Source organism: Catellatospora methionotrophica, from assembly GCF_011297335.1.
In the GTDB taxonomy this organism is placed as follows: Bacteria; Actinomycetota; Actinomycetes; order Mycobacteriales; family Micromonosporaceae; genus Catellatospora; species Catellatospora methionotrophica.
This window is the reverse complement of the sequence record NZ_JAAOTJ010000006.1, coordinates 142,414-155,918: the sequence shown is the minus strand read 5'-3', so window position 1 is coordinate 155,918 and position 13,505 is coordinate 142,414. Positions and strand designations below refer to the sequence as shown.

The 13,505-nt window shown below is 73.4% G+C and carries 12 protein-coding genes; 9 read left to right on the top strand and 3 right to left on the bottom strand.

Going from position 1 to position 13,505, the window contains the following annotated elements; all coding sequences use genetic code 11:
- The first annotated feature begins 25 nt into the window (after window positions 1-25).
- The 3 genes from HAV40_RS16960 to HAV40_RS16950 all read left to right on the top strand — a co-directional run bounded on the left by HAV40_RS16960 (window position 26) and on the right by HAV40_RS16950 (window position 2,834).
- A complete protein-coding gene (locus HAV40_RS16960) occupies window positions 26-697 on the top strand; it encodes a response regulator transcription factor (protein WP_120316171.1) in 672 nt (223 codons plus the stop codon).
- Window positions 697-1,215 (top strand): HIT family protein, encoded by a 519-nt coding sequence (locus tag HAV40_RS16955; RefSeq protein WP_166382320.1) that lies wholly within the window; start codon window positions 697-699, stop codon window positions 1,213-1,215. The genes HAV40_RS16960 and HAV40_RS16955 overlap by 1 nt, the downstream gene beginning before the upstream one ends.
- A 140-nt stretch (window positions 1,216-1,355) precedes the next feature.
- Complete coding sequence (locus HAV40_RS16950) at window positions 1,356-2,834, top strand: glutamate-cysteine ligase family protein (RefSeq protein ID WP_166382318.1); 1,479 nt, start codon at window positions 1,356-1,358, stop codon at window positions 2,832-2,834.
- A 52-nt stretch (window positions 2,835-2,886) separates the two neighbouring features.
- On the opposite strand, the gene HAV40_RS16945 is transcribed toward HAV40_RS16950, so the two are convergent.
- From HAV40_RS16945 to HAV40_RS16935, 3 genes are all read right to left on the bottom strand, one after another.
- Complete coding sequence (locus HAV40_RS16945) at window positions 2,887-4,017, bottom strand: glycosyltransferase family 4 protein (protein ID WP_166382316.1); 1,131 nt, start codon at window positions 4,015-4,017, stop codon at window positions 2,887-2,889.
- Between the two features lie 170 nt (window positions 4,018-4,187).
- Window positions 4,188-5,429, bottom strand: coding sequence for a M48 family metallopeptidase (locus tag HAV40_RS16940; RefSeq protein WP_166382314.1), 1,242 nt, complete (start codon window positions 5,427-5,429; stop codon window positions 4,188-4,190).
- 20 nt (window positions 5,430-5,449) lie between these two features.
- On the bottom strand, window positions 5,450-6,814 hold the full coding sequence (locus tag HAV40_RS16935) for an NYN domain-containing protein (protein WP_166382312.1): 1,365 nt from the start codon (window positions 6,812-6,814) through the stop codon (window positions 5,450-5,452).
- A 179-nt stretch (window positions 6,815-6,993) separates the two neighbouring features.
- Here HAV40_RS16935 and HAV40_RS16930 point away from each other — a divergent pair, with 179 nt between their 5' ends.
- From HAV40_RS16930 to HAV40_RS16905, 6 genes are all read left to right on the top strand, one after another.
- On the top strand, window positions 6,994-8,664 hold the full coding sequence (locus HAV40_RS16930) for a DEDD exonuclease domain-containing protein (RefSeq protein WP_166382643.1): 1,671 nt from the start codon (window positions 6,994-6,996) through the stop codon (window positions 8,662-8,664).
- 235 nt (window positions 8,665-8,899) lie between these two features.
- On the top strand, window positions 8,900-10,831 hold the full coding sequence (locus HAV40_RS16925; RefSeq protein ID WP_166382310.1) for a RelA/SpoT family protein: 1,932 nt from the start codon (window positions 8,900-8,902) through the stop codon (window positions 10,829-10,831).
- A 40-nt stretch (window positions 10,832-10,871) separates the two neighbouring features.
- On the top strand, window positions 10,872-11,417 hold the full coding sequence (locus tag HAV40_RS16920; RefSeq protein ID WP_239085833.1) for an NUDIX hydrolase: 546 nt from the start codon (window positions 10,872-10,874) through the stop codon (window positions 11,415-11,417).
- A complete protein-coding gene (locus HAV40_RS16915; protein ID WP_166382308.1) occupies window positions 11,414-12,241 on the top strand; it encodes a nucleotidyltransferase family protein in 828 nt (275 codons plus the stop codon). Before HAV40_RS16920 ends, HAV40_RS16915 begins: the two co-directional genes overlap by 4 nt.
- A 60-nt stretch (window positions 12,242-12,301) precedes the next feature.
- Window positions 12,302-12,577 carry an Lrp/AsnC family transcriptional regulator gene (locus tag HAV40_RS16910; protein WP_144121539.1) on the top strand — a complete coding sequence of 92 codons (276 nt, stop codon included), beginning with the start codon at window positions 12,302-12,304 and terminating at the stop codon, window positions 12,575-12,577.
- A 76-nt stretch (window positions 12,578-12,653) separates the two neighbouring features.
- Window positions 12,654-13,487 carry an alpha/beta hydrolase family protein gene (locus tag HAV40_RS16905; protein ID WP_166382306.1) on the top strand — a complete coding sequence of 278 codons (834 nt, stop codon included), beginning with the start codon at window positions 12,654-12,656 and terminating at the stop codon, window positions 13,485-13,487.
- Window positions 13,488-13,505: the final 18 nt, after the last annotated feature.

The following is a 13,505-nucleotide window of genomic DNA, read 5'->3' as shown; positions in this document are numbered from 1 at the left end:
GTGCCAGAAGGGGAGAAAAGCGGGCATGTCTACCAGTACTGTGCCGACAGGGCGCACCAAAGTCCTGCTCGTCGACGATCATGACCTGATCCGCAAGGGACTTCGTCACGCGTTCGAGCGGGACCGCCAGTTCGAGGTCGTCGGCGAGGCGAGCACCGCCGCCGAGGCCGTACGCCAGGCGGGCGCCCTGCACCCCGACGTGGTGATCATGGATCTCCGCCTGCCCGACGGCAGCGGTCTGGAGGCCACCCGCACGCTGCGCAAGTCCAGCTCGACCATGGGCATCGTGGTGCTCACCATGTACGCGGGCGACGACCAGCTCTTCGGCGCTCTCGAGGCCGGTGCCAGCGCGTTCGTGCCCAAGACCGCCCCGGCCGACGAGGTCGTCGCGGCGGCCCGGCACGCGGCCAGCGCGCCCAGCGCGTTCACCGCCGCCGACCTGGCCGAGGCCATGAAGCGCCGACTGACCCCGAGCGGCCCGCAGCTCAGCCCGCGCGAGGGCCAGGTGCTCAAGCTGCTGGCCGAGGGCATGAGCGTGTCCGGCATCGCCAAGCAGCTGTTCGTCAGCGAGTCGACGGCCAAGACGCACATCTCGAAGCTGTACGAGAAGCTGGGCGCCGCCAACCGCGCCCAGGCCCTGATGACCGCGCTGCGCCTCGGCCTGCTGCAGGCGCCCGACGCCCCGAACCTGTCCTGATGGGGCGGCACGCCCACGCCAGCGGTGACGAGCTGCTCACCGACTGGCGGACCGACCGGCTGGGTGCTGCCCGGCGCGGCGACAACCCCCTCGTCATGGCCAAGCTCAACAGCGGGTACGCCGTCTTCGGCGACACGCAGCACCTGCCGGGCTACTGCGTGCTGCTGTCCGACGTGGACAACGCGGACCATCTCACCGACCTGACCCGCACCCAGCGGGCGGACTTCCTGGCCGACATGGGCCTGCTCGGTGAGGCGGTGTTCGCCGCCTGCAACGGTTTCGACCCCGCGTTCCGCCGCCTCAACTACGAGATCCTCGGCAACTCGCTGCACCACCTGCACGCGCACATCCACCCCCGCTACTCGTGGGAGGCCCGCGAGTTCCGCGACGCCCCCGTGTGGAGGTATCCGAACGAGGTGCGCTTCGCCGAGGAGCACGACGTGCTCGTCTCGCCGAAGGCCGAGGAGTACGACCAGCTCCGCGAGGCCATCGCGGCCGAACTGGCCCGCCTCGCCTGAGCCGACGCGACCTGAGGGCGCCCGGCCGCGTGTGGTCGGGCGCCCTTCGCGTGGGGAGCCATGTTTCCGTCCGGCTGCCTTCGGGCAGGGATCTATGGGACATTAGCGAAGGATCGCAGAGCAGGGGCGGTGATCGCCCGATGGGCGACGAGGTGCAGCGACACGTCTTCACCCGCGCGGACCGTGCGCGGTACCGGGAGAAGGTCCGCCGGTGCCTGGACGTGTTCGCGCTGATGCTGGGCGAGTCCCAGTTCGACTTCGAGCGCCCGCTCACCGGCCTGGAGATCGAGCTCAACCTCGTCGACGAGCGGGGCCTGCCGTCGATGCGCAACGCCGACGTGCTCGCCGCCATCGCCGACCCGTCGTTCGTCACCGAACTCGGCCAGTTCAACATCGAGATCAACGTTCCGCCCCGGGAGCTGGCGGGCGGCGGGCTGACGGCGTACGAGGAGCAGATCCGGGCCAGCCTGAACGCCGCCGAGGACAAGGCCCGCACCGTCGGCGCGCACACCTCCATGATCGGCATCCTGCCGACGCTGCGCACCGAGCACCTGACCGGCGAGGCGCTGTCGACCAACCCCCGCTACGCGCTGATCAACGAGCAGGTGTTCGCCGCCCGGGGCGAGGACCTGCGCATCAGCATCGACGGGCCGGACCCGCTCACCGTCACCGCCGACACCATCGCCCCCGAGGCCGCCTGCACCAGCGCCCAGCTGCACCTGCAGGTCAGCCCGGCGCAGTTCGGCGCGTACTGGAACGCCGCCCAGGCCATCGCCGGGGTGCAGTTGGCCATCGCGGCCAACTCGCCGTTCCTGTTCGGGCACGAGCTGTGGCACGAGACCCGCATCCCGCTGTTCAAGCAGGCCACCGACACCCGGCCGGAAGAGATCAAGGCCCAGGGGGTACGCCCCCGCGTCTGGTTCGGCGAGCGCTGGATCACCTCGGTCTTCGACCTGTTCGAGGAGAACGTCCGCTACTTCCCCGCCCTGCTGCCGATCAGCACCGACGACGACCCCGCCGACCAGCTCGCCGGTGGCGAGGTGCCCGAGCTGACCGAGCTTCGCCTGCACAACGGCACCATCTACCGCTGGAACCGCCCGGTGTACGACGTCGCCGACGGTATGCCGCACGTGCGGGTCGAGAACCGGGTGCTGCCCGCCGGGCCGACCGTCATCGACATCATGGCCAACGCGGCGTTCTGGTTCGGCCTGGTCCGCACCCTGGCCGAGGGCGGCCTGCCGGTGTGGTCCCGGATGCCGTTCAAGCAGGCCGACGAGAACTTCTACACCGGCGCGCGCCACGGCATCGGCGCCCACCTGTACTGGCCCGACCTCGGCTACCTCACCGCGTACGAACTGGTCCTGCGCAGGCTGCTGCCCCTGGCCCACCAGGGCCTGGAGAGCTGGGGCGTCGACTCCCGCGAGCGCGACCGCCTGCTGGGCATCATCGAGCAGCGCTGCCTGCTCCGCCGCAACGGCGCGACCTGGCAGATCGACACCGTCCACCGCCTCGAACGCGGCGGCCTGGACCGCCCCGAGGCCCTCCGCGAGATGCTGCTGCGCTACATGACCCACATGCACCAGAACATCCCCGTCCACGAATGGCCCCGCGAAGACTGACCCCGACGACGAGTGGCACTCGTATCGGGTCGGCCGTTCGGGTGGAATCCGGTCAGGCGGGGTCGCCGGACAGCAGGGCGCGTAGGCGGCGGGCCTGGAGGTCCCAGCCCCACTCCTGCTCGACCCAGGAGCGCCCCGCCGCGCCCATCTTGGCCCGCAGGGCGTCGTCGGACAGGAGCTCGACCAGGCGGGCGGCGAGTGCGGCCACGTCCCGGCCGGGCACCACGTAGCCGGTCTCGCCCTCACGGACGGCGTCGGGCGCGCCACCGGAGTCCCCGGCGATGACCGGCAGGCCCACGGCGGACGCCTCCAGGTAGACGATGCCCAGGCCCTCGACGTCGAGGCCGCGGTTGCGGGTGCGGCACGGCATCGCGAAGACGTCCCCGGCCGCGTAGTGCATCGGCAGTTCCGCCCACTGCACCGAGCCGGTGAACACCACGTGGTCGGCCACGTCCAGCTCGCGGGCCAGCCGCTGCACGGTGGGCCGGTGCGGTCCGCCGCCGACCAGCAGCAGCGCCGCGTCCGGGATCGCGCGGCGGACCAGCGGCAGCGCGCGTACCAGCGTGTCCTGGCCCTTGCGGGGCACCAGCCGGGAGACGCAGACGATCACGGGGCGGCCGGTGAGGCCGTGCCGGTCGCGTACCACCGCGCCGTTCACGTCGGGGTGGTACATCGCCGAGTCCACGCCCGGGGCGAGCCGTTGCAGGCTGGTCCGCTCCCCCAGCGCCTTCGCGAGGCGCACCCGCTGGTATTCGCCTAGGTAGGTGAGCACGTCATTGCCGTCGGCGATGCGGCGCAGCGCGCTGCGCGCGGCGGGCAGGGCCGCCCAGCCGATCTCGTGCCCGTGCGTGATGCCGACCGCCCGCCGCACCCCGGCCCGCTTGCGCAGGCCCTGGGCCAGCAGCCCGAGCGGCGCGGCCGCGCCGAACCAGACCCGGTCGCAGCCCTCCGCGCGGGCCAGTTCGGCGACCCGCCGGGCGACGCGCGGGGTGGGCAGCAGCACCCCGGTCCGGTCCCGGACCACCGGATAGGGCTGCTCGGCGTCGAACTGCCCCGGGTCGCGCCAGGTCGAGGAGTAGACGACGAGTTCGCCGTCGGGCTGGCGGATGGCGAGGTTGTGCAGGAACTGCTGGATGCCTCCGGGGCGGGGCGGGAAGTCGTTGGTCACCAGCAGCGTGCGCATCCGGGCAGCCTACCGGGCCTGCGATCCCCGTCCGGCAACGCCGAGATCGCGGTTTGGTGTCATGATCTGCGGTCCAGCCACAGATCATGACCACAAACACTGATCTTGTCTGGCGGCAAGGGTCACCGGTGGCAGGGGTCACCGGCGGCAGGGGTCACCGGCGGCAGGGGTCAGTGGTCGCGGGCGTAGGCGCGGGCGGCGGCCATCCGCTCGACGGTGGTCGGGTGGCTGCCGAACAGTCCCTGCTCCCAGGCGGGCGGGTCGGGGTCGCCGAGGTTGACCAGGGACAGCCGCCCCTGCATCTGCTCGAACCCGGCCGGGTCGCCGGTCAGCTCCAGGGCGTGCTCGTCGGCGCGCGCCTCCAGCAGCCGCGACACGTACGCCTGCGCCGGCCCCGCGAGCAGGCCGCCGAACGTGGCGACGGCCAGCAGCAGGCCGATCGCGCGGGGTTCGGCGATCGAGTCGACCCCGGCCCGGCGCAGCAGCCAGCCCCACCCGCCGAGCAGGTACAGGCCGACCACGAAGATCGACGTCCCGAGCGCCCCGATGACCGTGCCGATCACCACGTCACCGCGTTCGGCGTGGCCCAGCTCGTGCGCGGCCACGGCGACGATCTCCGACTGCGGGGCCTCGCGCAGCAGCGTGTCGTAGACGACGATGCGCCGGGTCGGGCCGATGCCGCTGACGTACGCGTTGAGCGCGGTGGTGCGCCGGGAGGCGTCGGCGACGAGCACGTCGCGCACCGGCACCCCGTCGCGCTGGGCGAGTTCCATGAGTTCGGTGCGCAGCGGGCCGTCGGCCATCGGCGTGAACTTGTTGAACACCGGCTCGATCAGCACCGGGAACACGAAGCTGAGCAGCACCACCAGCGCCGCCGCGCCGACCGCGCCGAAGGCCCACCACCAGTTCGGCGCCAGCCTGGTCAGGCCGAAGAAGCCGAGCAGGGCGATCGCGCCGAGCACCGCGCCCACGGCGTACCCCTTGAGCAGGTCGACCGCCCAGCCGCCCCAGTCCTGGGTGGAGAGCCCGTAGCGCACCGCCACCGTGTGCCGCCACGCCGCGAACGGCAGCGTGATCAGGTCCGCCACGCCCAGCACCAGCAGGCCGCCGCCGAGCACCTTGGCCGCCCACGGGCCGGGCACCAGCCCGACCAGCCAGGAGCCGAGCGGGGTCAGCCCCAGCACCAGCGCCACGGCCAGCCCGAGCAGCATCGCCGGGTAGGTGATCCAGCGCAGCTCGCCGCGCAGCTCGCGGGCCTTGGCGACCCGGTCGGCGGGCAGTTCGGCGAGCGCGGCGAGCTGGTCGGCGCGCGGCGCGGGCGGCCGGTGCCAGGGCACCAGCACCGCCACGGTCACCGCCAGCGCGGCACATAGGACGACCAACGTCAGCCAGGCCCAGCCCCGCACCGTCATCGCCCGATCCTAAGCCCGGCTCAGCTGCGGGTGAGGCGGCGCACCAGCGACTCGGAGTTCATCGGGTACGCGCCGTGGCGGCGTACGCCGTCGGCGACCTCGCGGTCGGAGGAGACCACGACGATGGGGCGGCCCGGCGGCTCGGCCCGGACCAGGCGGCGGATGACCTCGTCGGCGGTCTCGCCCTTGCGCGAGAACAGCACCCGCACCCCGCGCGGCGGGGCGGGCAGGCCGTGCACCCGTTCGGCCCCGTCGAAGACGACGGTGACCTCCGCGCCGGTCTGCGCGGCGACCCCGCCCATGCCGGTGACGAGGCGGTTGCGCTGCTGCTCCAGCGACATCTCGGCGAAGCCGCGCTTGGTGACGTTGTAGCCGTCGACGACCAGGTGCGCCTTGGGCAGGGCGAGCAGCTGCGCGAGCCGGGCCGGGTCGTCGCCGTCGGTGGCCCGGTTCGTGGCGGTGGGGGTGGCGGCCATGTCGGCGTACGCCGCGGCCACGGTGTCGCCCGGCAGCACCTTCGCCGGGTCCAGCGCCAGCTCCCGGCGCAGCCCGACGGCGGCCTGGCCGATGGTCTCCAGCAGCAGCCACAGCCGCGCCTCGTCGACGGCCCGGCTGTCGCGGGCGGCCTGGCGCGCGTCGCCCGCCACCGCCTCGGCGTCGGCCAGCCTGGCCCGCAACCGGCGCAGCTCGGCCTCGTGGTCGCCGTGCCCCTTGGCGGCCCGGCCCTTCTCGATGGCCAGCAGCTCGTTGGCGCGTTTGAGCTGCGCCTGCGTATCGCGCAGCGCCTTGCCGCCGGAGCGGGTCTCCTCGCGCAGCTGGTTCAGCTCGTCGCGCACCCGGGCCAGTTCGTCGCGCAGCTTGTCGGCCTCGACGCGGGCCACGGCGCGGTCGTGCTCGGCACGGGCGGCCCGCGCCTCGGCGTCGCGGATGTGCTCGGCCACGGCCGTGCTCTCCGCCTCGGCGGCGACCGCCTGACCGGCGGCGTCGAGCAGTTCCCGCCAGCCGTCGGGGCGGGCCAGGTAGGCCAGCGCGGCTACCTCGATCGGGTCGGCGGCGGCCGGCGCCATGCCGCCGAGCACCGCCGCGCCCAGCTCGCCCGCGTCGTCCAGCACCCGCGTGCTGATCCGCTGCCGGAACACCGCGTCCGCGGTGAGCTGCGCGGCGATGGCCGCACCGCCCAGCCGGGCCCGGCGGTTGGGCGCGAATTTGGCGACCTTGCGTAGCGCGATCGGCATCTCGTCGTTGGGCAGTGCGGTCAGCACCGCCGCGGCCAGCGCGACGACCCGCTGGCGGATGGGCTCGGGAAGGATCGGTTCGGGCACGAAGTCAGCCGCCCCCACCGGGTCCCCGGAAGAGGCGTCGAACGAAAGTTCAGCGGCTGACATGGTCCTAGTGTTCCACCGACTTGCCGATCTTGTCGCTCAGGTTCGCGGCTCGGCGTCCGCGCCGACCACCCATGTCGTACCGGACGATTAGCGTCCGGTCTGTGCCGTCCCCGTCCCAGGTGCCGTCCCCGCGCCCCGCCGCGCCCGGTGACCGATTCGAACAGCCGACCCTCGACGGCATGCTGGCCGATCCGTTGCAGCTGGATCTGCGGCACACCACGTTCGTCGTGCTCGACCTGGAGACCACCGGCGGAGCGCCGGACGGCGGCGGCATCACCGAGATCGGCGCGGTGAAGGTGCGCGGCGGCGAGGAGCTGGGCTCGTTCGGCACGCTGGTCAACCCGGGGGTGCCGATCCCGCCGTTCATCACGGTGCTGACCGGCATCACCACCGCGATGACGATCGAGGCCCCGCCGATCGAGGCGGTGCTGCCCTCGCTGCTGGAGTTCCTGTCCGGGGCGGTCTTCGTCGCCCACAACGCGCCGTACGACACCGGCTTCCTGAAGGCTGCCTGCGCGGCGCACGGCTACCGCTGGCCGAACCCGCGGGTGGTCGACACGGTGGCGCTGGCCCGGCGGGTGCTGCTGCGCGACGAGGTGCCCAACAACAAGCTGGGCACCCTGGCGGCCTACTTCCGGGTCGGCGACCAGCCCAACCACCGGGCGATGGACGACGCGCGGGCCACCGTCGGGGTGCTGCACGCGCTGATCGCCCGGCTCGGCGGGCACAAGGTGCACACGCTCGGCGACACCATCGAGTTCGTCAAGGCCGTCGCGCCGGTGCAGCGGGCCAAGAAGCACCTGGCCGAGAACCTGCCGCACGCGCCGGGTGTCTACCTGTTCCGGGCCGCCGACGACCGCCCGCTGTACGTCGGCACGTCCAACGACATCGCGACCCGGGTGCGCAGCTACTTCACCGCCGCCGAGCGCCGGGCCCGGATCAAGGAGATGCTCGGCGCGGCGGTGCGGGTCGACGCGGTCGAGTGCGCCCACGCGCTGGAGGCGCAGGTCCGCGAGCTCCGGCTGATCGCGGTGCACGCGCCGCCGTACAACCGGCGGTCCAAGCACCCGGAGCGGGTGCAGTGGCTGAAGCTGACCGCCGAGGCCTTCCCCCGGCTGTCCGTGGTCCGCCAGCTGACCGCCGACGGCGCGTCCTACCTGGGGCCGTTCGCGGGGCGGGCGACGGCCCAGGCCGCCGTGGACGCGATCCACGAGGCGCTGCCGCTGCGGCAGTGCACGCCGAGGCTGTCGGCCCGCAAGGCCTCCCCCGCCTGCGCGCTGGCCGAGCTCGGCAAGTGCCCGGCCCCCTGCCAGCTCGCGATCAGCGTCGAGGAGTACGACGCCCAGGCCGCCGCCCCGCTGCGGGCCGCATTCGACGGCGACCCGGACGCGGTGGTGGACCCGCTGCTGGCCCGCATCCGCAAGCTGTCCGACACGCAGCGCTACGAGGACGCCGCGGCGGTACGCGACCGGCTCGCGGCGTTCCTGCGGGCGGCGGTGCGCATGCAGCGGCTGTCGGCGCTCACCTCGATCGAGGAGCTGGTCGCGGCCCGGCGCACCGAGCGCAACGCGTGGGAGATCGCCATCGTGCGCCGGGGGCGGCTGGCCGCCGCCGCGACCGCCGAGCCGGGCGTCCATCCGCGACGGACCCTCGACGTGCTGCGGCCGACCGCCGAGACGGTGCTGCCCGCGTTCGGCCCGACGCCCGCGGCCACCCCGGAGGAGACCGAGCGCATCCTCGACTGGCTCGAACGACCGGAGACGCGCCTGGTCGAGGCCACGTCGGGCTGGGCGTCCCCGGCCCGCGGCGCGGCGCGCTGGAAGATGCTCCTGCAGGCCGGGCGCGGATAGGCGAGCGTGGTCGCCGCGAGTCCGCCAGCCCCCGCAGCGTCACTGTCGGCATACCCGTTTGGCCATTACTTGACCGATCGCATGAAAGGTCTTGACCATTCGGCCACGACGTTCGTTACTAGGCTATGGAGCGATATCCAGAGATCTCTCGGAAGTGGGCGGTCGTGACGGGGCGCGCAGGCCGCGTACGCAGCGCGCAACGCTCCACGGCCAGGCGGTGAGGGGGGTGTCCGCAATGGACGCGGAAGCCGCTGCGGTGGCGACGGGGATCCCGGTCGCGGGCCGGGCCGGGGAGAGCATGCTCACCACCCGGCTCAGATCGATGCTCAGCTGGCCGAACGCGAGAGAGCGCACACCCGCTCCCGCCGACCCGGTCACCGCGCTGATCAAGGCGCATCGCCAGGTCCACTCGGGCTCGGACGTCACCCTGCTGCGCCGCGCCTACCGCGTCGCCGAGCGCATGCACCACGGCCAGATGCGCAAGAGCGGTGATCCTTACATCACCCACCCGCTGGCCGTCGCGGAGATCCTGGCCCACCTGGGCATGGACGGCACCACGCTGGTGGCTGCGCTGCTGCACGACACCGTCGAGGACACCGACTACACCCTGGCGCAGCTGCGCGAGGACTTCGGCCCGGACGTCGCGCACCTGGTCGACGGGGTCACCAAGTTCGACAAGGCGCACTTCGGGGCCCGCGCGGAGGCCGAGACCATCCGCAAGATGATCGTCGCCGCGGGGCAGGACATCCGGGTGCTGGTCATCAAGCTCGCCGACCGGCTGCACAACATGCAGACCCTCGACGCCCGCTCGGCGGCCTCCCGCGCCCGCATCGCCGGGGCGACCCGCGAGGTGCTGGTGCCGCTGTGCGACCGGCTCGGCATCCAGGCCCTCAAGCGCGAGCTGGAGGACAAGGTGCTGCTCTTCCTCGACCCCGAGGAGTACGAGCGCATCGACGGCATGGTCTCCAACCGGCCGGACTGGAACGCCTACGTGCAGAACCTGGTCACCCTGGGCGGCGGCGCGCTGCGCCGGGAGAAGCTCGACGGCCGGGTCAAGCCGCGCCCGCGGCACTACTACTCGATCTGGAAGGACACCCAGCAGGCGGGCAGCCCGGTCCCGATGGACCTGCCCCGCATCGTGGTGATCCTCGACGGCGACGAGCCCGACTGCTACGCCGCCCTGTGCGCGGTCCACCAGCAGTGGAAGCCGATCCCGGGCCGGTTCAAGGACTTCATCGCCGCGCCGAAGAACAACCTCTACCGCTCGCTGCACACCACGGTGCTCGGCCCCGGCGACCAGATGGTCGAGGTGCTGATCCGCACCGAGCAGATGCACCGCGCGGTGGAGTACGGCGTGGTCGCCCCGTACCGCTACCCGGCCCGGTCCACCCGGCGCGGCGGGGCGCTGCGGGTCTTCAACCCGCGCACCGCCCCGCGTGACGTCGCGCCCGCACCTCGCCAGCACGGCGAGCACGCCTGGCTGCGCCGCGCGCTGGACCTGGAGCAGGCCGCGCCGGACGCGGTGCAGTTCGTCGAGACGCTGCGCTGCGACCTGGCCGAGCAGCAGATCCAGGTGTTCGCCTGGGGACGCCAGCTGCTGCTGCCCGCGGGCGCGAGCCCGGTCGACGTGGCGTACGAGCTGGGCACCCGCACCGGCGACCGTTGCGTGGCCGCGACCGTGAACGGGGTGCTCACCCCGCTCAACGCGGTGCTGACCGACGGCGACGTGGTCGACATCCTGGTCAGCCGGGCGCGCAACCATCCGGGTCCGCGCCGGGAGTGGCTGGAGTTCGTCAAGGCCCCCAACGCACGGCTGCGGCTGAGCCGCCGGTTCACCGAACCGGAGGTCGCCGCGGGCACCGTCAGCGACCGGCTGCAGCTGGGCCGGGCCGCGATCGGGCTGGCGCTGCGCCGCCGGGACCGGGCGCTGGCCGACGAGCAGCGGCTGATCAGCCTCGCCCAGGCGCTGGACTATCCCGATCTGGACACGCTGCTGATCGCGGTCGCCGAGCACAAGGTCTCCGCGGACACCATCGTCGACCAGCTCATCGCCAGCGTCGACAACCAGAACGACGCGGCCCGCACGCCCCCGGTCAACGTCGTCGCCCCGCGCCGCGAGGCCGCTGACGCTCCTGTCCGCCGCTCGTCGACTAGCCTGGCACGGTGAAGAACCAGGACCGCGCGTACGAGCCCAGCAGGATCGTCCGGTGAACCGGCGCTCCCCGCTGCGCCTGAAATTGGTCTCGCTCGGCTACGGCGTCTTCTACCGCATCCCGCCGCGCTGGCGTAACCGCATGGTGAAGCTCGTGACGGCCCGCTACTCGGTCGGCTCGGTGCTGCTCATCTTCGACAGCGAGGCCGACAGCCCGCAGCGCATCCTGCTGCTGCGCCAGCCCCCGGGTCGCGGCTGGACGCTGCCCGCGGGCCTGCTGGAGCGGCGCGAGCCGCCGATCGTCGGGGCCTGTCGCGAGGCCGCCGAGGAGACCGGCATCCGGCTCACCCCCGACCAGGTCGCCCCGGCGGTGCCCAACGCGGTGGTGCACCACCGGGGGCACTGGGTGGACATGGTGTTCACGGCCAAGGTGCCCGCCGCCCGCACCTCGCTCAGCGTGGACGGCGCGGAGGTGTGGGAGGCCCGCTGGCACGCCGTCGACGAGCTGCCTGTGATCACCCCCGCGACGGCCCGGCTGCTCGGCCACTACGGCATCGGCCCGGACGCGCACCTGCGCGACGAGATGGATCTCGCCCGGTGAGGGCGCCCGACGGCGTCTGCGCGGTGGTGCTCGCCGCCGGGCTCGGCACGCGGCTGCGGCCGCTGACCATGCTGCGGCCCAAGGCCCTGGTGCCGGTCGGCAACGTCACGCTGCTCGACCGTACGCTGGCCCGCCTGGCCGAGGTCGGGCTGACCGGAGCGGACCGGGTCGCGGTCAACACGCACTGGCTGGCCGGGCAGATCGACGAGCACGTCGACGGCCGGGCGCGGCTGTCGTTCGAGCCGGAGCCGCTGGGCACCGCCGGGGCGCTGGGCAACCTGCGCGGCTGGATCGGCGGGCGGGCGGTGCTGGTGCTCAACGCCGACGCGTACGTCGCCGCCGACGCCCCCGACGACCTCGCCGCGCTGCTGGCGGGCTGGGACGGCGACCGGGTCCGGATGCACGGGGTGAAGGCCGGGCTGCCCGACCCGTTCCACGGCTACAACTTCGCGGGCGCGTCGCTGCTGCCCGCCGCCGACGTGGCGGCGCTGGCCGACCAGCCGCGCGAGCTGGCGCGCACCACCTGGCGGCCCGCCGAGCAGGCCGGACGACTCGACGTGGTCCCCCTGCCGGGGCTGTACCTGGACTGCGGCACGCCCGCCGACTACCTCGCCGCCAACCTGCACGCCGCCGGTGACCGCAACCTGTCCGGCGACGGCGTACGGGTCACCGGCCAGGCGCACGGCAGCGTGCTCGGCAACGGCTCCCAGGTGGACGGTGCCGTCCGCGACTGCGTGCTGTGGCCCGGGGCGTACGTAGCGCCCCACGAGGAGCTGTACCGCGTGATCAGGGTCGGCCGGGACCTGACCGTGCCCGCCGCATAGCATGGGTGAGGGCCACAGCCTCATGATCGACAGATGCACGCCCGACGCGAGGAGTCTCCGGTGATCACAGCGATCGTTCTCATCGACTGCGCGACCGACGCGATCCCCGAGGTCGCCGAGGAGCTGGCCAACCTGGAGGGCGTCAGCGAGGTGTACTCCGTCGCGGGCGGCGTCGACCTGATCGCGATCATCCGGGTGCGCGAGTTCGACCACATCGCCGAGGTCATCGCGGGCGGCATCTCGAAGGTGCCCGGCGTGCTCAACACCGACACCCACATCGCGTTCCGGTCGTACTCGCGCCACGACCTGGAGCAGGCGTTCGCCATCGGCTTCTGAGGCGGCCCCGGCGAGCGGCCCGCGTCACACCCGGCGGTTCTTACTTGTGAGTAACGTCGCGGTCTAGGCTGCTGCCATGCAGCTCACCGTGGACCGTGGCAGCGACCGGCTCGGCGTCCAGCTCCACCCGGCGCAGGACCCGGCCGCGCCCCTGATCGTCGTCTTCCCGGCGATGGGCGTGCCCGCCGGTTACTACACCCGCTTCGCCCACGCGCTCAACGCGGCCGGGTTCGGCGTCGCCGTGACCGACCTGCGCGGCACCGGAACCAGCGCACCGCCACCGAGCCGGGCCAGCCGGTACGGCTACCCCGAACTCGCCGACGACGTCGACGCCGTCCTGGACGCGCTGGCCGAGCACCGCGCCGGGCGGCGCACCATCCTGCTCGGACACTCCCTCGGCGGGCAGGTCTGCGTGCTGCACCTGGCCCGCGAGGCCGCCCGCGGGGCCGGGCACCGCGTGGACGGGCTGGTCCTGATCGCGGTCGGGCTGCCGTACTGGCGCATCTACCCCCGGCGCGGGCTGGGCGTGCTGGCCATGACGCAGTTCGTCAACGCCGTCTCGGGGCTGCTGCAGGTCTGGCCCGGCTGGGGCTTCGGCGGCCGCCAGGCCCGCGGCGTCATCAAGGACTGGGCGTTCACCGCCCGCCGGGGCGCGTTCCCCGCCCACCTGGGCGCGACCGCGGGCCTGGCCGCGGTGGACCTGCCGGTGCTCGCGATCAGCGTCGACGACGACCAGTACACCCCGCCGGAGACCACCGACCACCTGGTCGCCGCGCTGACCGGCGCGAAGGTCCGCCGCGAGCACCTCACCGCCGCCGACGCCGCCGCACCCCTGGACCACTTCACCTGGGTCAAGGCCGGTGCCGCCCTCGCCCCCCGCATCGCCGCCTGGCTCCCGATCCGCCACTGACGCCGCACCGGGCTCGGC

Coding starts and splice junctions, on each gene's coding strand:
- HAV40_RS16905 (WP_166382306.1), top strand. CDS start 12,654: ATGCAGCTCACCGTGGACCGTGGCAGCGACCGGCTCGGCGTCCAGCTC.
- HAV40_RS16925 (WP_166382310.1), top strand. CDS start 8,900: ATGGACGCGGAAGCCGCTGCGGTGGCGACGGGGATCCCGGTCGCGGGC.
- HAV40_RS16940 (WP_166382314.1), bottom strand. CDS start 5,429: ATGACGGTGCGGGGCTGGGCCTGGCTGACGTTGGTCGTCCTATGTGCC.
- HAV40_RS16950 (WP_166382318.1), top strand. CDS start 1,356: ATGGGCGACGAGGTGCAGCGACACGTCTTCACCCGCGCGGACCGTGCG.
- HAV40_RS16945 (WP_166382316.1), bottom strand. CDS start 4,017: ATGCGCACGCTGCTGGTGACCAACGACTTCCCGCCCCGCCCCGGAGGC.
- HAV40_RS16960 (WP_120316171.1), top strand. CDS start 26: ATGTCTACCAGTACTGTGCCGACAGGGCGCACCAAAGTCCTGCTCGTC.
- HAV40_RS16930 (WP_166382643.1), top strand. CDS start 6,994: ATGCTGGCCGATCCGTTGCAGCTGGATCTGCGGCACACCACGTTCGTC.
- HAV40_RS16935 (WP_166382312.1), bottom strand. CDS start 6,814: ATGTCAGCCGCTGAACTTTCGTTCGACGCCTCTTCCGGGGACCCGGTG.
- HAV40_RS16955 (WP_166382320.1), top strand. CDS start 697: ATGGGGCGGCACGCCCACGCCAGCGGTGACGAGCTGCTCACCGACTGG.